Source organism: Sphingomonas sp. 179-A 2A2 NHS (genome assembly GCF_045371305.1).
Classification (GTDB): domain Bacteria; phylum Pseudomonadota; class Alphaproteobacteria; order Sphingomonadales; family Sphingomonadaceae; genus Sphingomonas.
Genome location: NZ_JBIQDE010000012.1, coordinates 1 through 21,132, shown reverse-complemented (window position 1 = coordinate 21,132; position 21,132 = coordinate 1). Strand labels below are relative to the sequence as shown.

Sequence of the window (21,132 nt, the reverse complement as noted above, 5' to 3'; positions counted from 1 at the left end):
CAGCTCACGGCTCAGCGTCGCGAGCGAAGCTTGCGATCGCTGTATTGCTGCTCGGACAGCGTGCGTGGTCGTGGCGCACCCATGACGTACCTGTCCCATGCGGCTTCCTTCCATTCCAACGAAAGGATCGCACATCAAACCGTGGGATCAAACACCTAGGGCATCTACCCATCCAAGAGCCGCCTGTGCGCTTTCCATTCCATGCAGGCATGAGGACGCCCGCTACCGAACGGAGGCTATCGGGGTTGCGAAGGCCAGGACTAACGACCGATATAAGGCGCTTCGCTAATCGGTAGCTCCTATCCGAGCTAGTCCGGCGACCCGTGGGCACATACCTTTGCCGCACGTCAGCAACGTTCAACTCGTCATCGGGATGAAACAAGTCAGGAACGCATGCTAGCAGTTTAGAATTGGGCGATGACAGACAGTAAACACACCCGAATTGCTATCTACGATCTCGATCGCACGATCACGAGCCTGCCCACTTGGACGCCGTATCTGCTGTTCGCAGGTTGGCGCCTGGGCCCAGCGCGGCTGCTGTTGCTCCCAACGGTTTCGCTGGGCGCTTTGGCGCGGGCGCTGGGCGCAATCGATCGGGATCAGCTGAAGGAATTGATGCATTCGATGTTGCTGGGCCGCGCTGTGCCGGCCAAGCGGCTGGCTGCCGTGTCCGACGCATTTGCTGACTGGATTGTGGGCCATCATCTGCGTGATGGCGCATTGGCTCAGATCGCGGTGGATCGAGCAGAGGGGCGGCGGATCGTGATCGCCACGGCAGCGCACCGCTTCTATGCCGAGCCGATCGCCCGGCGACTGGGAGTGGCTGACCTGCTTGCCACGCTGGCGCAGCGTGGGCCCGACGGGCAAATTCTTTCGCGGCTGGATGGACTGAATTGTTACGGCGTCGCCAAGCATGCGATGATCTCCAGATGGTTCTCGCAAACCGGGTTGGACCGGCAGACCACGCACATCAGGTTCTATTCGGACCATGCCAGCGACCAACCGACTTTCGAGTGGGTGGACGAACCTGTCGCGGTAAATCCCCATGCACCGCTCCGCCGGCTGGCGACCGAACGGGGGTGGCAGATCGTGGATTGGCGACGCTAGGCCTTGGCAAACCGCCGCATGATCGAAGTGGCGGCGCGGCGCGAGGCGGGTTGATCGGTGACCGAGAAGGTCGCGGCAAAGGCGGCTTCCTGTACGCCGCGATAGCGAGCGGGGGTCGCGACGGCGCGATCCAGCGCTGCCGGTAGATCGGCGAGATCGGCGACCACATCGCCCAGGCTCCAATGCGCAAAGGCGAGATCATTATCCCACACGAAGCGGCCGGCGTTTAGGTGGATCACCGGGCGCGGTCGATGTATCCATTCATAGACTTGGCTGCTGGCGTCCCCGAGATAGATGTCAGCGGCACGCGTATAGGTCATATCTACTGAAGCCTCACTGCCCATGTCGATATGGATATGTGGCAAACCGGCATATCGCCCTGCGAAGTCGCGGCGCCAGCGGACGACGCGATGCTCCACGGATGCGTGAATGCGGCGCTTGGCGAGCATCACGTGCGGTGCGACGATCAGATTAAAACGTGACTGGGCGGCGAACAAGGCAAGCACTCCCTCACCCATCGTGTACCAAGAGGAGAGCTTCGGGTCGAAGTGCGGGTTGTAAAGAACTGTTGGTCGGTCGTCCTGGAATAGTCGCGCGGGCAGGCTGGGAGCGATTGTATCGAATTTCGGATAGCCGACGATTGCGTGGTTTTCAGCGGTTATCAGACCGGCGGCAAGCATTCGTTCCTGTACCTTGAGGCCGGATAGGAGAACGAGATCAAAGCCGCGCACCACGGGCCGGAAGCCGACCGAACGATCGCCGGCGCCGTGCGGAATCCAAACGAATTTCGGGCCGACCAACCCGAAACGATCACGCAGCAGGAGTGAGGTGGTCTCGGGCACTACAAGCACGTCCAGTGCGGCGAAGATCGGGAGGTTCTCGCGCAGGGTTGCGAGCCGACGGAAGGGTGCGACAAATTTCAACGCGCGATCAAGCGCTGCGGCTAGCGGGCCGACCCGCAGCGATAGGAAGCTGACGTTGGCGACTACTGAACCCAGCAGGGCACGGACCCGCTGCTCCTGTGCAGATGAGGACGTGAGCACGACAGCTTCAACACCGGGGAAGCGTGCAATCTCCGCAACCACCGGGGCAGTATGGCGAATCTGGTGGAGCGCATCGTGGTTGAAAAGGAAGCCGACCTTCATGCCGCGGACCGGGACCGGAGGAAGGACATCACAGCGTCTGCGGCTCGGGCTGCAGCGCCGGGGCTGGTATCACCCAGGCTCGCCTGCGCCATTGCCTGTTGCCGATCGCGATAGAGCGTGTGGCGGGCGGAGGCAGCGCGGATCGCGGCCATGAATTCCGCCGGGTCATCGACGACATCGCCCAGGTGCCAGTGCGCGAAACTCGGGTCATCCTGCCAATCGATCCGGTGTGCGTTGAGGAACACGCAGGGGCGCGGAGTCGCCAAAAATTCATACACCTGGCTGCTGACATCGCCGACATAGATGTCTGCAGCGGCCGCGTAACTCATGTCGACCGAGCGGTCAGACCCGGGATCGACCAGAACGTTGTCGGTGCTCCGGTCGCGCCACTGGTCGCGCAGACCTTCATCCCGGCGACGGAACATCTTGATGTGCGGGGCGACAATGAGGTTCATCGATCGGTCGGCGGCGAAGCCAGCGAGCATCGGCTCGATGAAGCGCTGCCACGAGGTCAGCTTTGGTTCTTTGTGGGCATTGTAGAGGACGGTTCGTCGCGGGGCATTAAATGGGAGCGTAGAGGTGCGATCGATGCGATCGGCCGTCTCCAGCTTCACCGAGCCGGTGAGCGCATAACCGCCCTCGCGGACCAGACCTGCTTCGAGCATACGGGCAGCCGTCTTGGGCCCGGCGAGAAGCACGAGATCAAACGCGGCGATGCGCGGGACGAAACCGCGCGCGCGATCACCGAAACCGTGCGGACTGTAGATCAGGCGCGGGTGCGTGACACCCAGCCGGCGGAGTGAGGCGACGGTGTTCTCCACCGCAAATATCGCGTCGTAGCCGTTAAGCTCAGCGGCGTTGTCGCGCATTACCATGTCCTTGAACATGCCGAGCCGCTGCATCCGCTGCAGCGCGCGCGTCAGCGGCGATTTGCGCAACGCGCGGGTTTCGATGGCTGGCCCGCCCCAAGCCGCGGTGATCCGCGACAGGTGATGAGGGGTTGCTGGATCGTTATAGTAGTTGACGACGGTCACCCCAGAGTGGCGTGCCAGCTCCATTGCGATCGCCGCACCGTGGTAGCACTGATAAGCTTCTGCGATATAGAGGAAGGCAATCCGCATCTGTCGGCCCATAGCGCGGCCGTGCCTGGAACACAGCCATTGACGCTCCCCATCGACGCAATCACCCCCTTTCGCCGCGCGTTGCGTAATGTCGGCTGGCTGCTGACGGGAAAGGGCGTCGCAGCGGTGCTGAGCATCGTCTACCTGGCGCTCGCCACCCGCTCTCTCGGGGTGGTCAAATTCGGGCTGTTCACGCTCATTCTGAGTACGGCTCAGGCGGTGGCCGCGTTTGTCGGCTTCCAAACGTGGCAGATCGTGGTCCGTTTCGGCATGGCGCATCGCTTGGCCGGGCAGCAAAATGCATTGGCGCGGCTGATCCGCTTCTGCCTGGCGCTCGACATTGCAGGCGCGATTGTCGGTGTGGCGATCGTGGGCGCAGTACTGCCGCTGATGAGAGCGAGTTTTGGCTGGTCGGAGGAACTGACGCGTCAGGCGTTTGCCTTTTCGGCAGTGTTGCTCCTGTCAGTACGGTCGACCGCGGTCGGCATTCTTCGCTTGCATGATCGCTTTGCGGTGGGCGCTGCGGCCGATTCGGTAACCTCGATCGTGCGCTTCATCGGTGCGGTGATTGCGGTGTTGCACGAAGCGACGATCACCGGCTTTCTGATCGCGTGGGCGGTGGCCGAGCTGCTGACGGCCGCGGTTTACTGGATCGCCGCCCTGCGGGTGGCGCCCGGGACATTGCGACACTGGCGCGGCACGCGGGCGGCCGCAACGGAGACGCCCGGGCTGTGGCAATTTGCGTTTGCCACTAACATGAATGCAACGCTGAATGCCGCCAGCCGGCAGTTTGTGGTGGTGCTGGTCGGCCTACTTACCGGCGCGGCGGCGGCGGGCAATTACCGGCTCGCCTATCAGCTAAGCCAGTCATTGGTGCGCCTCGCGGACTTGTTCGCGCGCGGGGTCTTCCCCGAAATGACCCGCGTTCACGCCAGCCCGCGCGCCAAAGAGCTGAGGACCTTGATCCGGCAATCCTCAAGATTAGCGGTGGGCGTGGGACTTGCGACATGCGTGCTGGTGCCGCTGCTCGGCCAGCCAGCCCTGCGCCTGATCGCGGGTGAGGCGTATCTGGACGCCTATTGGGTGCTGGTGCTGCTCGGGCTTGCGGCGGGGTTGGACATCATGGCGGTGGGGTTTGAGCCGGTACTCCTAGGTACCGGACACGCAGCACGAGCTCTTCGCATACGAATCGCGGCAACATTGATCCTGTTCGCGGCGGTAGGCCTCCTCATGCCGTCGCTTGGCATTCTGGGCGCTGGCGCGGCGTCGCTGATTGCCTCGGGTGTGGCGCTGCTGGCGTTTGTTCTCAGCGCGCGGGCGGTGGCGCGGGGGCAGGGGCGCCGTCAGGCCGAGGCTACTGGGTTCAGCTAGGCGATTGCCATTCAAGCGAGGGTTTATCGGTTAAGACATAGCGTTCTCGCAATCGTAGGGATCGCTACAATCATGCCATCTTTTGGCTCTATGGAGGTGTTCGTCGGTCGTATCAACCGGTTGTTACACTTCGATTTTTAGGCGTTTAGCTTTCGATGAAAATGTTCTCTCCCCCGGGTATTTCGCTAGATCGCAGGGCCAATGCGCGCGCAGAGGTGATGGGTTGGTCGTCTGCCACGGGGCTTGCCGCACTGCCAGATGCGTCGTTCTCCTTCGCAAGCAGTGGAGTGCGGGTGGGGATCATCTCCAATCCTCGCAGCCGGCGCAACTGGAAGGTGAACCTGAAACAGAAGATCGGCCCGGGCGTGCTCGCAGCCGCACCAACGACCAACGAGGGACTGACCCAGGCTCTGCGGTCATTTGCGACGCATAATCTTGATCTGCTGATCATCGATGGCGGCGACGGGACGGTGCGCGACGTGATCAGCGCTGCCGCCCCGATCTTCGGCGAGAGCCTCCCTCTGCTGGCGCTGCTGCCATCCGGAAAGACCAATGCGCTGGCGCTGGACCTCGGCGTGCCGCTCGGCTGGAGCGTGGAGAGTGCGATCGCCGCCTATACCATCGGCCAGGTGCAGATGCGGCGCCCCATCGAGGTTTCTCGCGATGGCGAGGCGCCCCTGCGCGGCTTTATCTTCGGAGCGGGCGGCTTCGTGATGGCGACTGAATTTGCGCAACGCACGCACCGCTTCGGGGCCATTGACGGACTTGCCGTTGGCTTATCGCTGATCGGAGCGGTGGCTCAGACGTGTCTTGGCGGTTCCCATAACCGCTGGCGGTTGGGTGACAGGGTTGAGATCTTCAACCACGCCACAGGCGAGACGAGCGTTCGCGACTTCTATCTGCTGCTTGGTTCAACACTTAGCCGCTTGCCTTTGGGCATCAAGCCGTTGGGTAAGGCACGAGCAGGGTTTGACGTGCTCGCCGTTGACGCGCCGCCGCGCTTGCTACCGTTTTCGGCCTGTGCCGTGGTGATGGGGCATGAAGGCGGCTGGCTCGAGCGGCTGGGTTATCACCATGGCCATAACATACCCCCAGTTAGACTGACGCTGCAGCAGGGCTATATTCTCGACGGCGAGCAATTTCCGGGCGGGACGATCGAGTTGCGCACAGGAACACCGATCCGGTTTGTGACGCCATGAACGCGCTTCGTAGCTTCATATCTGCCGAGATGGACCATGAAGTACCACCGGAGGTGGTCCGTGCCGGAGGTATGATCGCTTGCCGGCTGGGCGGCGTGGCAGCGCTGTTCTACGGATCGGTGCTCCGAACGGGCGACCTTGATGGATTGCTCGATTTCTACGTACTTCGCGACCCTAATACGCACAGCGGGGTCATGGGCCGACTGTTGTGGCCAGACGTCAGCTATCACGAGATCAACATCGGCGGGAAGCTGATCCGCGCCAAGGTGGCGTCAATGCCGATCGACGCCTTCGAGAACGCGGCGAGCGGGCGGACAATCGACACCACAATATGGGCGCGCTTCGTCCAGCCCGCGGCTCTCGTGTGGGTCAAGGACTTCGGTTCCAGACAAAAGGTCATTGACGCTGTTGCGAGCGCGACGTCGACTGCTGCTGGCTTTGCGGCGCTTCATGGACCGGAGAAGGGCGGGCCGTCATCGTACTGGCGTGCCCTGTTCCGCGCTACCTACGCCGCCGAATTGCGCGTGGAAGCGCCGGGGCGTGAGGATCAGATTATCGGCCACGATCGTGCGCGCTACGATGAGCTTTTGCCGCTGGCGTGGCGGCGCGGCGGCATACAATTCACTACAGGGATGGGCGAACTCGCCCCAAGGATGAGCGGAGACCAGATCAATGCACTTGCTGCTGCCTGGCTGCAGTCGCAAGCTGCGGGCAAGTGGCTTAACGTCGCGCGCTTGCTGAAGGCAGCCTTCACCTTCGACGGCGCAACCCGATACGCGGTCTGGAAGATCGAACGACACACTGGGCTCCACGTGCCGTTAACGCCGTTTCGGGAGCGCCATCCAATAATGGCCGCCCCCGGCGTCCTGTGGCAATTGTGGCGGCATTCGGTGGCACGATGATTCCGTCAAGCCTCGTGCTAGCGGGGTCCCGCGACGGCACCGATCCCGTGGCGGTCCACGCCGGCGTTTCCGACAAGGCATTGATCGCGTTTGGCGAGGAAACGATGCTGGAGCGTGTCATCATGGCGCTTCGCGCGGCTGGCGTCGGGCATGTGTCAGTGGCCGCGAATAGTCCGGCGGTACTGGCGGAGGCAGAGCGGCATGGAGCAATGCCCTTTCCGGCGGCCGCTGGACCGAGCGCCAGCACTGCGAACGCATTGGAAGAACTTGGCGTCCCCCTGATTGTCACCACGGGCGACCATGCGCTTCTCAATTCTGAATGGATACGGGACTTCGTGGCCCGGGTGCCTGATGGGGCGGACGTTGCGGTCCTGCTCGCCCGACGTGAAGCGATCGAAGTGGCAGCGCCAGGATCGCGGCGTACCTATCTGCGTTTCGCCGATGGTGATTGGTCCGGTTGCAACCTCTTCCTGCTGGCGACGCCACGCGCAATCACTGCAGTTCGGCTTTGGCAGGCGGTGGAGCGTGACCGCAAGCAGCCGTGGCGGATCGTCAGGCGCCTCGGGGTCCGCTTGCTGCTACGTTATCTCACAAGGCGGCTGACGCTGGTGGAGGCGATCACGGCGCTGGGGCAGCGCGCGGGTGTCTCGGCAACGGTGGTCGAATGCGCGGATGGGCTCGCCGCGGTGGATGTAGACAAGCCCTCAGACCTGAATTTTGTCCGGGCTTTTCTCGGGCGGGCTGATGATGGCACTGCCCGGTTGAACAACGTGAACGCCTGACGCAACAAAGTTGCAGCGTGTCGGTGAGCAACCGTCAGGCATGCTTCCGATCAGAGCCGAGTTCGGCGACCTGCTCGACCGAAAGCTGCGCGGCTCCGATCCGAAGGTCCGCCGCGAATACGTCCACTTGCTCGTCGACCAAGTCGAGGTCGGTGCCCGAGAGGTCCGCATCACCGGCAGCAACGCCATGCTCGAACGCGCCGTGGTCGCGTGCCCAAAGCTGAACGGAAATGGCGCACCCACGATGATGAAGATGAGAACTGGACGCTCCTCATGTAGCGAGTCAGGAGGGCGACGACGACAGCTATGCGCCCCATAGCCGCCATCCAAGGCGCTCGCCGGATGCGTGATAAGGACCGGTGATGGACATGCCTATGTGAACTCCGCGCGAAACCTGCTTGGGTTTGGTGTTGGCATCCCGCCCCGCATGATGTCGATCGCTAGATGCCGGTTCTGTCCTTCTCGACGATCAGGCCGGTGTCATATCCATGACCCTCCGCCGCTATGCCGCAGTGAATCACGCCTTCATCGCCCTCGCAAGCAGCCGTTTTTCAACAGTCTCGTCCGGTTCTGACACCAGACCCATACCCGGACGCTGAGCACCGCTCTCGAGCCTCCAAACTTTAGACGTTCATTCATGCTCAGGTTCAGGCTGCTCGAGGTATTACGGAGATCCTGGCCATGGGACCGGTAAGGCCGCACCAGTTGCAGAGCCCCGCGCCCGAAATTGTCCTCAAACGCCCTCATCGAAGCACTGTCAGTCAAATCACGCTTCGCAATGCAACCGGTTGCGGATCCGTCCAGCGCTGTCTTCGTCATCGAGCGCCTCGTAGATGCTCAGCGCGGTTTCAAATAACTGCGCCTCTTCGATACGGGACCCGTGCGCCTCGTCATTAAACTTCGCCCGCATCGACCGTATCGCCTCTGCCAAGTTCTCAAGCGCACCAGCGTGCTGTTCGCCGGGCGTGTTCATCCCGGTCCACTGGACCACCTCACGGAAGAGTGTTTGAGCCTCTCTCAATCGGCTCGCGGCCTGAACACCTTCCCCCTCATACTCAGCCAAGGCGATAAGTGCGCCAGCGAGGCCCTCCTTACATTCCTTGGCCTTGTTTGCGTCCTTGGATGAAAGACCGGGAAGCGCAGCGGCGTAGAACTGCCGCGCCTCCTCCAAGCGCGCCTTCCGCTTTTTCTTCGTCTCACCGACAGCATCGTCGTCGCCTCGGCGCTCCTGCTCAGCCTGAGATTGAACGGCTTCAGCGAGATAGAAGGTCATCTGCGACCATTCGCGCTGCTGAGCATGGGCGGCCAACCCATCCCTCACCCGGGTCGCTAGGCCTTCAATCAACGAGAACACCTCGGCAAGTTCGGTCGCGTCTTCGCCGAGTGCATCGGACTGCTCCCGCAGCGCCTCGATGTACGTGATGACGTCAGCGGTTCGCTCGACCCCGGTTCGCTCGACTAGGACACGTAGTTCGTTAATCGCCGTCGCCAACGCCTCGTGATCAGAGCGTTTGCGCTTGTAATGATTGAAGAGACTGTCAGCGTGTATCGCGAGAAGATCGTCGTCCGCCAAGAAATCGTCGTGGGCCTCGATGGCCTCTGCTGCCTTTCGAAACTGCAACGCGGATCGAAATTCCGTCGCGTCGTCCGTTGAGGTTCTATCGAGTCTACCGTTTTGCACAGCATGCGCGACCCGCGCCTTGTAGGCCTCCTGCAGCCTTCTCACGTCCGGACCCGCACTCGCATCGATGCTGATGTCCGCCTGACGCTCCAGAACCCCAAGGGGATCGCTGAGCCAATCCGGTGCACCGATACCGGCTTCGCCCACCACCTGGTTGAAGAAGTCGTCCGCCTTCTGGCCAAGGATAAAAAACTTGTTCTCGCCGGTGGTGAGCAGCGCCTTGGCCCGCTCGGACAGCAGATCGAGGTCGTCCTCATAGGCGATCCAGTAGACGACCATGCGGGGCAACGCTTTTGCGGCATACTGCAGTAGGGTCATGACGCCCTCCTCCCCGCCGGCGTAGCCCACGATCACGAGGACGCTGGCCTCTTTCAGCAGGCTCATCATCATGACCTGCAGACCCCGGTCGTCCTCTGTCTCCCGAAGAGCCGCGTAGCTGTTCCTCAATTCGTAGGTGTGCATCGATCCGTGCAGATGCACGACCTGCGGCCGCGACGGCGTGGGCGAGATGCGGTTTAGCGATTCCAAGCCGTCCGCGACCACCGGCACAATGCCGGTGCGTATTACGCCCTGCAGGGCAAGCTGATCGAAGTTGGTGGTTAGGATCGTATGGACAAAGCGTTTCTCCACTAGGGCACCGAGGCAGGCGTGCGCCCAGTTGAGCGTGTATTCCTTGTCCTCGACGAGCCGGCTGATGAGTTCGCGCTGCTCGTTCGGGTGCTTCATGTGTTCGGTGAAGATGTAGCTGTAGAGCCTACCCCACGGCACCACGCCATCAACAGGTCCGTATCGCTCGGGCACCCGATTGGCGGCTATCAGCGCGACAAGTGCTTCATGGCCCCCACGTCCGTCGCGTTCAATGCCGTAGTCGTCGGCGATGCGAACGATTGCCTGCTCCGCCACGCCAGCCGCCAGCGGAATGCCGGCGCTGGCCGAGCAACCGGCACCGATCAGAAAGACGGCGCGCCCCCTGTGTCGTTCGACATCACCGCCGCTTCCACCATCGTCGGCTCTTCGAGGGTGTCCACGGGCCCTTTGAAGATCCTGGACGAGTTCGCTGATCTCCCGTGGTCTGGGTCCGGTCTGCGGTCGGGTCGGCAAGGCTTTCTCCACTCTGTCAGCCGATGGAGGCTAACGTGGGGATATGCGCGGGTCTACAACGTGATACAGATCAGAAGATGTCAGGATTACTCCAGATATCCGGACGAGCCATCGGGTATTCGATCTGCCCAGCACCTATGGCACGCTCTGAATACCTTGCATTATCATACGATAAAGTGTCATTCGCCATGAATAGTCCCTACCATGGGAGATCGGGAACTGCGCTATGTCACAATATCCTTTTTAATCCTATTTGAAATTAGGTGCAACTTACGGTGCTCAGCTAACCTCTCTGGGCGGCAAAGTAATAAATCATCTAGATGCGGGCTTGGGTTTGAAGCGACGAACGGCTATGGTAGAAGCTCCAACAAGGGAGATTCTCATGGACGATGCCGCTTGGACGATCGCCGACCGTACCACCTACCCATCTGACGACGCACTCGAGGTCGAGTTCACGAGCCCGGCGATCGCGCGGCTGATCGAAGAAGTCCGGGTCGAAGAGTCGGGCGTTCCCCGCAGCTACAACCGCACATTCAACCGCCACAACCGGTAACCGGTACGTCCAGGCCGGTGCACATCGATACGGTCCTCATCAAGGTCGCGAGCCGCTGCAACCTGGATTGCGGCTACTGCTACGTCTATCACATGGGCGACGACGGGTGGCGGTATCAGCCGAAGCGGCTAAGTCCTGAGGTCCAGGCCCGGGTATGCGCCGACCTCGGGAATCTTCTGCGTTCGCAGGGCCGTCCGTTCTCGGTCGTCCTGCATGGCGGCGAGCCGCTGCTCATGGGGACTGACAGGCTCACGGCGCTGTTCGCGGAACTGCGGGCGGAACTGGGCGACGCCTGCGGCATCAGCGTGCAGACCAACGGCGTACTGCTCGATGCCGATATGCTCGATGCCTGCGCGGATCATGGCGTGACGATCTCCGTGAGCATCGATGGTCCGGCGGACGTCCACGACCGCTTCCGGGTCGATCTTACCGGCAAGCCGACCCATGCCAAGGTGCTTGCCGGCATAGAACGGCTCAAAGCGCATCGCTGGGGCAACCACCTGTTCTCGGGCGTCCTGGCGGTCGTGGATCCCGCATCCGATCCTTCGGTTGTCTACGACTGGTTTCGTGATCTCGGAACGCCCAGCGTCGACTTCCTGTACCGTGACGGCAACCACGACGATCTGCCCTACGGCAAGGCGACCTATGGGTCGGTCGAATATGGACACTGGATATGCGGGATACTTGACCGATACGTCTCGGATCCAAACCCGTTCCGCATCCGCATGCTCGACGACATGATGAAGCTCCTGCTCGGAGGCAGTGGAGTGAAGGAGGGGGTCGGCCTCACCGACTACGGCATTCTTGTGATCGACACTGACGGGTCGATAAAGAAGAACGACACCCTCAAGAGCAGTTCGCCGCGCGATGGCTTCTCTTCTGTCCTGTTCGCGGGCGAAGGCGCGATCGCAAGGTTCGCCGCGAGCGACGAGTTCTTCGACTACCATCGCGCCCAGAGGCCGACCTCGGTCATCTGCAAAGCGTGCCCGATCCTGAAAGTATGCGGAGGAGGGATGCTGACCCACCGCTTCAGTGCGAGCCGGGGCTACGACAATCCGACCGTGTTCTGTGAGGATCAGAGGCTGCTCGTGGCGCGCATGCGCGCCCACCTGTCCGGTCATGTCAACCGAGCGGCCGCGTGACCGCGACCTTCGTCTGCAACGCGCGGCAGGAACCGTTTCCGCACGCCACCGCGACGTCGCCGCTTCCATCGGGACTGTGCGGAGCACTGCTGGACTGGTTCGAGGCCGATGCTCCCTGGAAGCTGAGGATCGCCAGCTTCTACGAACAGTGGGAGATGCACCTAGATGCCGCAGCCCTGCCGTTGCATGTGCGATCCATCGTCTCCCATGAAGTCGTGGCGGACCTTAGCACGGGCCTCCTCCTGCCCATCGGCGCGCAAAGTCCGATGCTGACGGAGGTGACGGCCCATAAGTTGATCCCAGGTCAGACCATCCGCATTCACAACGACCACCTCCAAGATGGGGAGAGTCACAGGATCTTGGTGCAGCTCAATCGCGGATGGTCGGACGCGCAGGGTGGTCTGCTTATGTTGTTCGGCAGCGCGACGGCCAGCGACGTGCGACGCATCGTGCGGCCATTGCATAATTCATCCTTTGCCTTCGAGATCAGTCCGCGGTCGTTCCACGCCGTCTCCACGATCGCGTCGGGCGAACGCTACACGCTGGTGTATTCCTTTCGGGACGCCCAACGGACGTGACGGACCCGGCAGCGGTGCCGTGGCACCTGCCAGGCAGGAGCCTCCACGATCAATCGCCTGCGTCATCGACATGGCTGGGGGACAGGATCGTCGATGCAGCGCTGGACGTAGCATCCCACGTCGCGCGTCAGAAGCTCACGACCCTTGCTGCCACCGCGATCGACGCGGACATGTGCCTGCGCTCCCAAGAACTAATCGAACGGTGCGGTGACCTCGGCGATCTCGTTCGAAGCGTTACGGATGAAATCCATCTGCTCGAAGCGTCGCCGGGCTACGACGTGAGCCACAGCGAACCATGCTGGCCCCACCGCATCCTCGTCTCCGTGCCTGACCGCCACGACGAAATCGGAGCGCTCCGCTTCGCCGAGGGCGTGATCCATGAGGCCATGCACTTGGCGCTCACCTTTCTCGAGAACGACCGGCCGCTGGTTCTGAGCGAAGCCGACGAGATGGCCTCTCCGTGGCGCGAAGAACCACGCCCCATCGGTGGCGTCCTGCACGGGCTGTTCGTCTTCTCCTGTCTCTACGCCGCATTCCGCATGATGGCTGGCAGGATCGACGCCGCGGCAGCCGATCATGTCAGCGGTCGCCTCCGCGACATCTCCGAGGAGGTCGGTTCGATTGATTTGTCGGTTTTGATGTCAGGTCTGACACCCCTCGGATGCACATTGGCGCGACGATGGTCTGAAGCGTGCCGATGAGCGGGTTGCAGCATCTGCCCCGATCAACATTCGAAACCGGGCATAAGATGGCGGAGATCATCCGAAGCCCCCAAAATCAACAAGCTTGATCTGGCCATGCCTATTCTGGTCCATAGCATCATCTAGGCCGAGGCACATGAACGAACGGCAGCTGACCGCTGGCTTCTTCTCGAAAGCAGCTAGGCCGCTCTCCGCCCGAAAGTCGAATGGCCTGCCGGTGTCAAAACCGAGCGGTCGTGACACCGACATTGGCACAATATCAGCCGCATTTTGGCAGGAGCAGGTGCGCCTGAACCTGCCCCGATAGAACTGGATCCAGCTTGTCGGCTTCCTGGTTGGCCCACTGACGCCACTCTACGAGCTGCTCTGCGGAGAGATCCAATCGTCCGTCCATGACGGCTTCGCCTACGCGGGCTACCAGGCTCCGCAGGTTCTCGGCTTCCGCCAGCAGACGACCGCTTTCGACCAGCGCGAGGACCCGATCGGCATTGGCCTTCCGCAGGCGTTCCTGGCGACGCCGCTCCGCTCCGATCCGCTCGCGCTCCGCTTGCTCCTCAAGCTCACGCAAGTGCGTCCGATAGGATCGTTCACCCTCGACGATCAGGCCGGCCACGATGTCGGCGATCTGTCCTTCCAGCTTCCCCGAGGCGGCCGTCTACGTGAATATAGGGCTTCTCTCCCGGTCTCCGGGCCGGTGTCGCGGGTGGTTCGGAGACGGGCCGCCCCGCGTGCACCCGGTTCCAATGCCCCTGCGGCGGCCCCGACACGCCATGAGCCCGCAACAGCTTCTTCAGACCCACGTCAGACATCTGCATGCGCGTCGCAAGGTCGCGCATCGGCGCCGACCAGGCGAATGCGATCAGGTCGGCAAGCGCGACGCGGCGATGACCCCAACCGTACATGGGCGATACGTGCCAGAGCAGTTCGATGCGGGGAAGCGGCTAGCTGTCATGCTGCCGGTGCGGCCTGCGAATTACCGCAGGTCACATTTCCATACCGTAGTCCCGATCACGGCTGCCGCTATTCATGCCGGGGCCATCGAGCCGTAGCTGGCGTTCGGGGATGCGGGCGTCGAGCGCCTTCTCCAGCGCGGGCTGCCGCGCCATACGGTCCTCGAGCCGCTCCAGGCGTCGCTCGGCCCGGTCTTCGATCCCCGGCGTTTCGCCCGCACCCCGGTCACCCGACGCCGACCGCCAGTCGGCCACGAACCGGTCGGCATAGGCGCGAGGATCGGCGCGCGCCTGCCCCTCCTCCGCCCAGACCTGCCGCAACTCTCCCGGAGCAGATTGCTCCAGACCCCGTACCGGGTCGGCGCTACGGTCCAGCACGATCCGCAGGTCCTCGGCGGCATAGGGCCGGATTTGGTCGAGCGCGGCCGAGGCTACGTTCAGCTCGCGCACCTTGGACGGCGACAACTCCCGCCCGTCCTCGCGCATCCGCTCGGCCGCCAGGAACAACTGGGCGTAACGCTCCAGCACCCGGTCGAGCGGGGAGCCCGCATCCGGCAGCCGGATCGCGTCGGTTGCCTGGCCACGCTCGACCACATCAAGCGCCGAGGTCTTGTCGCCGGTGTTGCGGGTAACGTGCCGTTCGACCTTCTGCTCGTCGTCGACCACCAGCGCCACCTTGTCCGCCACGCGGGTCAGCGCGACCAGGAACGAGCGCTCGGTCAGCAGCTTGCGCTCCGACGAGCGCATCGCCACGATCCCGTGGTCGGTAGTGACCCCCTGCGCGACATGGACGTTGATCGCATAAGCGAGGTCCAGTCGCTCGGCCATGCGATCGCCCGACCCGATCTCGTGCACGGTGCCGTCGATGCGCGAGGACACCACCAGCCTGCCTGGGCTCACCTCCTCGACCCGCGCCATCGCACCGTTATCGAGCCCGCGGGTTCGATCATTGTCGCTCCAGCGGATGCGGTCGCCCACGTGCAGCTCGACCTGCTTCAATGCGAAGATCGACACGGCATCGCGGTCGAGATTTTTGGCCAACCGACCGGGGCGGAACAGCTTCTCGGTCCCGTCCGCCATGCCGAGCCGCACCCGGTCGCCGTCGACGCCGGTCACGACACCACGGTCACCGCGCATCAGTCCCTGGCTCGGCAGGTTGGTGCGGACCTCGACCACATGGCCGGGCCGATAGGCGCGCATCAGCCGCGCCCCCTCTCTGGTAGCATTGACCCGGTCGAGCACGGTGAACGAGGTGCCTGTGGCGGCGATCTCGCCACTCGCCTTCAGCTCGACCTGCACCGCCTGATTGACCTCGCTGCGCATGGCGCGGCCAGCGGTCAGCAGGAGGGTAGCGTTGCGCTGGTCTTGCGGCAGTGTTGCCCAGTGCGCCGCGGCCGTCGTCGCCACCGCGTTCCCGGGCACCTCGGTCGTAGCGGTCCTGAGTATCTCGAACGTGCCCGACACGTCGCCGCGGTCGAGCGCGGCGGTGACCGCCTTCATCTGATCGGACCGGGAACGCAGGTTCTCCGTGATATGGGCCGTGGCGACGCCGGCGCGCTGGCTCGCCTCAAACGGCTTGCCCGCCGCGATTGCGGTCAGCTGACGGGTGTCGCCGGTCTGCACGACGCGCGCTACGCCCGTCATGTTGGCAAGCCGCACGATCCGCTCCATGTCGCGCGTACCGAGCTGTCCGGCTTCCTCGACCATGACGATCGCACCGGCCAGCTCCGCCTTCACGCGCGCGACCTGTTCGGGTCGGGCTGTGCCGTCGATCACGCGGGCGTGACGCGCCAGGAAGCGGGCGACCGTGCTCACGTCCGCGCCGGTGTCGCGCCCGAACTCGCTCGCCTTTACGCTGGCGATGGCGAGCCCGATCACCGCCCGGCCCTCCGCCTTCGCTACTGCCGTCACCGGCGCCATCGCGGTCGACTTGCCGCGTCCCGACCCGCCCTGCACATTGACCACCCGGTCGGACGAGGACAGCATCAGCACGGCGGCCGCCTCCTGACCCGGATTGAGGCGATGCAGCCCCAGCTCGCGTGCTGCCTCCTGCGCCCGAATTGCGGCGTCAACCGGCAGAACGATCGGGGCGGACTGCCCCTTCCCCGCCTCGACCGTGGCAAGGTACGCCTGCTCCAGCCGTACCGCACCTTGCGTCGTCACCATCCGATCGCCGTCGCCGAGCAACAGGCCTTTCGCCTGCAGCAGCTCCAGTCGGGCCTCGACATCGGCGACCGTCACCGGCCCGCCGCGCGACAAACTCTCGCGGATGAGCTCGAACCGGTCGAACGCCGCCTCCCGCTCACCAAGATCCCTCACCGCTGACGCGACCGCCTGCGCCGCAGCATAGGCGCGCGGCTCCAGTCGTCCCAGTCGCTCAGGGACCAGCGGATCGCCGTCGCGCGGGGTCAGCCCCATGCGGCCGGCGATAGCAAGACCGCGCTCGCCTATCCCGCGCACACCCCTGACTGTGCGCGTCCACACATCATGCCCCCGCCCCGCCTCCGCCAGCGCACCTTTCACCAACGCTGCCGGATCCAGCCCCTTCTCCGCGGCCAGCCGCCGCCACCCTTCCGCGCGCTGCTCCGGCACGAGATCAGTTGATATGGGGTCGCGGGTCGCCAGCGCCGCATATTCCCGCGTCTGCGGGGTGTTCTCCAATCCGCGCGCCTTGATGTACGCATCGATCTCGGCCGAGCGGCCGGAGAATGCTTCCACCACCGCACGCGACACGCCGGCGATCTCGAAAGCGCCGTTGCGGCCGTCGTGCCGGGGGATGGTGGCGAAGCCGAGCGTCTCGACCCGGCTGCGCAGCGCGGACAGGAACACCGCGTCCATGACGTGCTGGCGCTCGTACAGCTGGTCCGCGTGCAGCGCCCGCCATTTGCCGTCGGCGGTGCGGGTTGCATTGGCGATGACGTTGTGGACGTGCAGTTGCGGCTCGCCACTGCGGTTTACATCGTGAAGGAAGGTCGCGGCGACGAACCGGCCGGTCGTCTCGGGCGTCTGTCCCCTACCGTGCCAGACCCGCCCTTCCGCGATGTTGCGTTCCGTCCAGGCGAGGGTCGCCGCGGCCGCCTCCCGCACCGCCGTCACCAGCCGCGCATCACCGCCCACCAGCGCCACGATCGACACCGACTTGGGCACGGACATGGTGACGTCCCAGCCCGCCCGGTGCTCACCCCGTTTGGCGTCGAGCACAACGCCGTTGGGCAATTCGCCGGCGAGCACCTGTTCGAACCGCTCGGTGTCTACCGGGCCGGACAGGCCCAGCTCGGCCGCCCCCTCGCCTGCCCAGGCACTGGCACCTTCGGCCTGATCGGCGGTGTAATAATTGTCCCGGGCGTAATAAGCGGCTGCGTCGGAGGCCGAACCGACCGCAGCGACCGAGATCATCGTTGGACCTGCGGCGTGCCGGGCCTCGCCCGTACCACAACCTTGCCAGGCCGACCGGCGAACTGCGTCCGGCAACTGTCGGTCGCCAGTCGGTAATTCACCAGCGCACAGACTGCCTGATCCCCGCCGCCCAGCAGATAGTTGGCCGAGCGGATGGCGAACCACGATGACGGCAGCATCATCGCCGCAAGGAAGTAGCTGCCCACGCAGAGCAACCAGACGACCGACAGCGCCGCACCGACCTTGCGACCCGACCAGTCCCTGTCCCAGACTGTGTAGCTGACTTTTGTCCGGGGCTGCTGTTCAAGGCTCCTGATGGCGGCGGTGTTCTCCCGCAACGCCTCGGTATGGTCGCGCTGCCGCTCGTCGATGGCATCCAGACGGGGCTGCTTGTCGATCCGCTCGGCAAGCAGCCGCATCTCCGCCCTGATCGGATTGAAGCTGGCGGTAATGCGCTCCGGCAGTCCCTTGATGAACTCGGTCCGGGCTCGCGTCAGCGCCAGTTGGTCCTCACGCTCCAGCCTGTGCATGTCGCTCTCATGCGCCGCCCAGCTTTGGGCGATGCGGTCGATCTCCATGACCGCCTTGTCCAGCCTGGCGCCGAAGGCGACGACGTCACCGGGCCCCAGTTGCTCGGGCCGGTCGAATACGGCCCGCCCCTCCCGCCACGCATCGAGACATTCCCGAACGAACGATTTGGCCAGGGTCGCGCGCTCGACGCCGCGCTCGGCCGCGCAACGGGTAAGGTCCGCATCGTCGTCGTCGCCGAGCCGCACATTGACCTGACCGCTCATGAATTCGCTACCCCTGTCCGGCGAAATGCTGGTCGCCGGCACCGCTCCCGTGCCATGATAGCATAGTGGCATTATTGCGCCATAATGAGCAGGATAATGCAATAGGTCATGGCAACGTGAGTGGCGCATCCACCATCGGCGAGCGGATCAAGGCGGTACGGGTCAGGACCGCTCTGGGACAGGAAGCGTTCGCGAAGACGCTGGGCTATTCCAAGCGCGCGCTGGTCAGCTGGGAACTGGGTCAGGCCGAGCCGCCAGTCAGCCTGATGGCGAAGCTCCGGCGCGATTATGACGTCGATCCCGAATGGGTGATCCTGGGCGAGGACACCGTGCCACGAAGCTATTTCGGCCCGGTCGACTGGGACCGGCTCGACCGCCTGCGCGAAGACGTAAACGCCGTCTGCAGGGACGTTGGGCTGGAGTTGCCCGACGAGCGCAGTCAGGCGCTTGCGCGCGTGCTATACGACGGAGGAGCGGACGCGGGCGCCGCCAACCGCAAGCAGGTGCGCGGCACACTGCTCGCCCTGTCTGTGGGGAAGTGAGGATGCGCGGACCATCGAAGGACCAACTGGCGGCGTGGACGGCCGAAACCAAACGTGTCGGGTTCCGGCAGCGCAACTGGTCGGTCGTTCGCCGGCTAGCGACGCTGGCCGTCGCACTGCTGCTGGCAGGTCTGGTCGCCAGCCTGCTGGATTATCCCCCTACCCTCGCGGCCGCTTGCTGGGTTGCCGCGGCCATTGCCGGCACAGCGATGCTCGTCTGGTTCTTCGATCGTCGTCGGTTCAAGCCGCGGCCACCCGGCACGTCCTGACCGCGCGGTAGCAAGCACGCAGCCGGGTTCGAGATCGGCCGGTGCTCGTGCCCGGTCTTGTCCATGACGCCTGTCGGAAGATGGGTCGTGCCCCTGCAGGGTCGGTGCACGGATCGCTTGCTTGCGATCCTCATGTCGCTGCGCAGCCCAATAAATCACGGCGTCCGTAGCGCCGTAGCACCCTTGTAGCACGTCACGAAGCAGCTTTCACGAAAGCCGCAGCACAGCCGATATCCTGCTACAGCAATGATAAATCACGGCTTTATGCTCTGAACACGGCCGCTATCCATAGCGTGGTGTGTGCTCCTTCCCTGCACGATCCAGACGCTGCGGTATTGATGCCGTGGTGCTCCGGTATTGATTCCGGCGTCCGGCGGGGCACCCGGGCCGGCGTGTCTGTCGGCCAGCAAGCGAACTGTCATTCTACCCGGACCGCCTTCTCGGCGGTGCGGCTGCGGGTTCAGCGCGAGCGGCAGGACATATTGCCTGTCACTGGCGCTGCCGCCGTCAGTATCGTCTCGGCGGCACGACGCTCGCGTGCCCAGGCGCGTTGCTCTTCGGCGATCCGAGGATCGCTGGCTTCCGCCTCCAAACCAGAGGCAGGATCCGGTTCCTCCATCACCCGGATCCCCTTGGCACGTTGGGCCACGTCCTTGCGCCTGGCACGCTCCTGCTGGACCGCGCTGGTCATGTCGGATCTCAAAAGGACGTAATCGGGTTCGTATCGATGCTGGCGCCTCAACTCGGCGAGCGCATGAACGGCGAGGTCGTCACCGACCGCGCCATGAACCGCGCGCAGCCAGCGCGGCGAGGCGTAACGATGGTGCAGCGTCCAGAGCCCTCGCGCCATCTCGGTTACGAACAGGGCTACCCAGATGACGACCATACCCCGTCCGGCGACGACCGGTCTGGCGCCGATCGCCTTGGCGATACCGATCGTCACGATCAGCATCGGCAGGAAGGCCATGACGCTGATCGCATAAGGGACGACGTTTAGCTGGCTCACTTCCCACCGTGCGATCAAGCGGTCACCCACCGGGACGCGTTCAGTCACGCCAAGGATCATGGCTGCTCGCCCACAAGCTTTCGTGATGCTGAAAATGGTCATGAGCACCGCTGTCCCAGCGATCGTGGCGCTGCCAGTCGGACTCGTAATCGTGCGAACGGGTAGAACCGTAGGGATTGCCGGCGACGTCGGGGCTCCCCGCTCCCGCGATGGTCGACAATCCGGTCGCCGGATTGATGCCCGTGCCGTCGTTGCCGATCCCCAGGCGGTCCGGGAACGTCCAGTCTTCGAACCAGGTGGTGATGCGCTCGAACAGTCTCATGTCAGCACTCCCGATCGGACGCCTAGACCATATACGTTTTCCGTATATTGCTCAAGCCGGTCTAGATGCTCCGGGGTGCCCGCCTCTCCTGTCCCATCAGACCTGCATGCTCGCATCGTCGCTGCACTGACCGTGGCACGGCGGGACGCCAGGCTTCGTCAGGTCGACCTCGCGAAGCGGCTCGGATGGCAGCAGGCCTATGTATCGCGCTACGAAACCGGCGAGCGTCAGTTGAGCGTGGATGAATATGTCGCGGTCGCCTTGGCGATCGGGGTCGATCCGGTGGCTTTGCTCGGTGAGCTTCTCTCTCAAAACTGCTCGTAATCACAGGTCAGGACCGCCCATCGAGGCATGCCGAGGCGCATCTGCCGACGATAACTCCCACCCGATTAAGAGGGCATAGCGTGGATGGTACGCTAAACAACGCTAAGGGCGAACAATCAGCGAACGCTTAGGCGGCGCGGCTATCC

At 63.7% G+C, this 21,132-nt stretch carries 20 protein-coding genes; 12 read left to right on the top strand and 8 right to left on the bottom strand.

Annotated features, from left to right (window positions below; all coding sequences use genetic code 11):
- Positions 1 to 417 precede the first annotated feature (417 nt).
- On the top strand, positions 418 to 1,107 hold the full coding sequence (locus ACH0AE_RS17410; RefSeq protein WP_296222886.1) for an HAD family phosphatase: 690 nt from the start codon (positions 418 to 420) through the stop codon (positions 1,105 to 1,107).
- Here ACH0AE_RS17410 and ACH0AE_RS17405 read toward each other — a convergent pair.
- A complete protein-coding gene (locus tag ACH0AE_RS17405) occupies positions 1,104 to 2,252 on the bottom strand; it encodes a hypothetical protein (RefSeq protein ID WP_406876093.1) in 1,149 nt (382 codons plus the stop codon). The genes ACH0AE_RS17410 and ACH0AE_RS17405 overlap by 4 nt on opposite strands.
- Positions 2,249 to 3,616 (bottom strand): hypothetical protein, encoded by a 1,368-nt coding sequence (locus tag ACH0AE_RS17400; protein WP_406876095.1) that lies wholly within the window; start codon positions 3,614 to 3,616, stop codon positions 2,249 to 2,251. The genes ACH0AE_RS17405 and ACH0AE_RS17400 overlap by 4 nt, the downstream gene beginning before the upstream one ends.
- On the opposite strand from ACH0AE_RS17400, the gene ACH0AE_RS17395 reads away from it, so the two are divergent.
- From ACH0AE_RS17395 to ACH0AE_RS17380, 4 genes are all read left to right on the top strand, one after another.
- Positions 3,500 to 4,744 (top strand): lipopolysaccharide biosynthesis protein, encoded by a 1,245-nt coding sequence (locus ACH0AE_RS17395; protein ID WP_406876094.1) that lies wholly within the window; start codon positions 3,500 to 3,502, stop codon positions 4,742 to 4,744. The two genes, ACH0AE_RS17400 and ACH0AE_RS17395, sit on opposite strands and share 117 nt — an antisense overlap.
- Positions 4,745 to 5,037: 293 nt before the next feature.
- The gene (locus ACH0AE_RS17390; RefSeq protein ID WP_296219490.1) at positions 5,038 to 5,943 is read left to right on the top strand and encodes a diacylglycerol kinase family protein; all 906 of its coding nucleotides are present in this window, start codon (positions 5,038 to 5,040) and stop codon (positions 5,941 to 5,943) included.
- Positions 5,940 to 6,845, top strand: a complete 906-nt coding sequence (locus ACH0AE_RS17385) for a hypothetical protein (protein ID WP_296219488.1) — start codon at positions 5,940 to 5,942, stop codon at positions 6,843 to 6,845. Before ACH0AE_RS17390 ends, ACH0AE_RS17385 begins: the two co-directional genes overlap by 4 nt.
- Positions 6,842 to 7,627, top strand: a complete 786-nt coding sequence (locus tag ACH0AE_RS17380; protein ID WP_296219486.1) for a nucleotidyltransferase family protein — start codon at positions 6,842 to 6,844, stop codon at positions 7,625 to 7,627. The genes ACH0AE_RS17385 and ACH0AE_RS17380 overlap by 4 nt, the downstream gene beginning before the upstream one ends.
- A gap of 766 nt (positions 7,628 to 8,393) precedes the next feature.
- Here ACH0AE_RS17380 and ACH0AE_RS17375 read toward each other — a convergent pair.
- Positions 8,394 to 10,409 (bottom strand): SIR2 family protein, encoded by a 2,016-nt coding sequence (locus ACH0AE_RS17375; protein WP_406876092.1) that lies wholly within the window; start codon positions 10,407 to 10,409, stop codon positions 8,394 to 8,396.
- Between the two features lie 382 nt (positions 10,410 to 10,791).
- On the opposite strand from ACH0AE_RS17375, the gene yhhA reads away from it, so the two are divergent.
- The 4 genes from yhhA to ACH0AE_RS17355 are packed head-to-tail and all read left to right on the top strand — an operon-like array spanning position 10,792 to position 13,383.
- Complete coding sequence (gene yhhA / locus ACH0AE_RS17370) at positions 10,792 to 10,962, top strand: YhhA family cyclophane-containing RiPP (RefSeq protein ID WP_156487345.1); 171 nt, start codon at positions 10,792 to 10,794, stop codon at positions 10,960 to 10,962.
- A 17-nt stretch (positions 10,963 to 10,979) separates the two neighbouring features.
- Entirely contained in the window at positions 10,980 to 12,104 is a 1,125-nt protein-coding gene (gene yhhB / locus ACH0AE_RS17365; protein ID WP_296219480.1) for a cyclophane-forming radical SAM/SPASM peptide maturase YhhB, read from the top strand.
- Positions 12,101 to 12,682, top strand: a complete 582-nt coding sequence (gene yhhC, locus ACH0AE_RS17360; RefSeq protein WP_296219478.1) for a cyclophane-containing peptide 2OG-Fe(II) oxygenase YhhC — start codon at positions 12,101 to 12,103, stop codon at positions 12,680 to 12,682. The genes yhhB and yhhC overlap by 4 nt, the downstream gene beginning before the upstream one ends.
- The gene (locus ACH0AE_RS17355; RefSeq protein ID WP_296219476.1) at positions 12,679 to 13,383 is read left to right on the top strand and encodes an aKG-HExxH-type peptide beta-hydroxylase; all 705 of its coding nucleotides are present in this window, start codon (positions 12,679 to 12,681) and stop codon (positions 13,381 to 13,383) included. Before yhhC ends, ACH0AE_RS17355 begins: the two co-directional genes overlap by 4 nt.
- A 259-nt stretch (positions 13,384 to 13,642) precedes the next feature.
- Here the strand turns inward: ACH0AE_RS17355 and ACH0AE_RS17350 are convergent, their stop codons facing one another.
- From ACH0AE_RS17350 to ACH0AE_RS17340, 3 genes are all read right to left on the bottom strand, one after another.
- Complete coding sequence (locus tag ACH0AE_RS17350; protein WP_296219474.1) at positions 13,643 to 13,996, bottom strand: hypothetical protein; 354 nt, start codon at positions 13,994 to 13,996, stop codon at positions 13,643 to 13,645.
- 370 nt (positions 13,997 to 14,366) lie between these two features.
- On the bottom strand, positions 14,367 to 17,729 hold the full coding sequence (mobF, locus tag ACH0AE_RS17345; protein WP_296219472.1) for a MobF family relaxase: 3,363 nt from the start codon (positions 17,727 to 17,729) through the stop codon (positions 14,367 to 14,369).
- On the bottom strand, positions 17,726 to 18,523 hold the full coding sequence (locus ACH0AE_RS17340) for a hypothetical protein (RefSeq protein WP_296219470.1): 798 nt from the start codon (positions 18,521 to 18,523) through the stop codon (positions 17,726 to 17,728). The genes mobF and ACH0AE_RS17340 overlap by 4 nt, the downstream gene beginning before the upstream one ends.
- Positions 18,524 to 18,588: 65 nt before the next feature.
- Between ACH0AE_RS17340 and ACH0AE_RS17335 the strand changes: the two genes are divergently transcribed.
- Positions 18,589 to 19,065 carry a helix-turn-helix transcriptional regulator gene (locus ACH0AE_RS17335; protein WP_406876091.1) on the top strand — a complete coding sequence of 159 codons (477 nt, stop codon included), beginning with the start codon at positions 18,589 to 18,591 and terminating at the stop codon, positions 19,063 to 19,065.
- Positions 19,066 to 19,067: 2 nt separating this feature from the next.
- Positions 19,068 to 19,334 (top strand): hypothetical protein, encoded by a 267-nt coding sequence (locus ACH0AE_RS17330; protein WP_296219468.1) that lies wholly within the window; start codon positions 19,068 to 19,070, stop codon positions 19,332 to 19,334.
- A gap of 460 nt (positions 19,335 to 19,794) precedes the next feature.
- Here the strand turns inward: ACH0AE_RS17330 and ACH0AE_RS17325 are convergent, their stop codons facing one another.
- Complete coding sequence (locus tag ACH0AE_RS17325) at positions 19,795 to 20,388, bottom strand: hypothetical protein (protein WP_296219467.1); 594 nt, start codon at positions 20,386 to 20,388, stop codon at positions 19,795 to 19,797.
- Positions 20,381 to 20,662 carry a hypothetical protein gene (locus tag ACH0AE_RS17320; RefSeq protein WP_296219466.1) on the bottom strand — a complete coding sequence of 94 codons (282 nt, stop codon included), beginning with the start codon at positions 20,660 to 20,662 and terminating at the stop codon, positions 20,381 to 20,383. The genes ACH0AE_RS17325 and ACH0AE_RS17320 overlap by 8 nt, the downstream gene beginning before the upstream one ends.
- Positions 20,663 to 20,737: 75 nt before the next feature.
- Here ACH0AE_RS17320 and ACH0AE_RS17315 point away from each other — a divergent pair, with 75 nt between their 5' ends.
- Complete coding sequence (locus tag ACH0AE_RS17315) at positions 20,738 to 20,986, top strand: helix-turn-helix domain-containing protein (protein WP_296219464.1); 249 nt, start codon at positions 20,738 to 20,740, stop codon at positions 20,984 to 20,986.
- The last annotated feature ends 146 nt before the right edge of the window (positions 20,987 to 21,132 follow it).